Source organism: Paenibacillus silvae, assembly GCF_014639235.1.
GTDB lineage: Bacteria > Bacillota > Bacilli > Paenibacillales > Paenibacillaceae > Paenibacillus > Paenibacillus silvae.
This window is the reverse complement of the sequence record NZ_BMFU01000013.1, coordinates 1-395: the sequence shown is the minus strand read 5'-3', so window position 1 is coordinate 395 and position 395 is coordinate 1. Positions and strand designations below refer to the sequence as shown.

Genomic DNA, 395 nt, shown 5'->3' with positions numbered 1-395 from the left:
AGCTAATACCGAATACTTGTTTTCTTCGCCTGAAGGGAACTGGAAAGACGGAGCAATCTGTCACTTGAGGATGGGCCTGCGGCGCATTAGCTAGTTGGTGAGGTGACGGCTCACCAAGGCGACGATGCGTAGCCGACCTGAGAGGGTGATCGGCCACACTGGGACTGAGACACGGCCCAGACTCCTACGGGAGGCAGCAGTAGGGAATCTTCCGCAATGGGCGAAAGCCTGACGGAGCAATGCCGCGTGAGTGATGAAGGTTTTCGGATCGTAAAGCTCTGTTGCCAGGGGAGAACGCTTGGGAGAGTAACTGCTCTCAAGGTGACGGTACCTGAGAAGAAAGCCCCGGCTAACTACGTGCCAGCAGCCGCGGTAATACGTAGGGGGCAAGCGTT

1 rRNA gene (running past one end of the window) is annotated in these 395 nt (G+C 56.7%); it reads left to right on the top strand.

The annotated features are described in order from the left end of the window. Positions 1 to 395, top strand: a 16S ribosomal RNA gene (locus IEW26_RS25765) (its annotated part extends 244 nt beyond the left edge of the window); the annotation flags it as partial.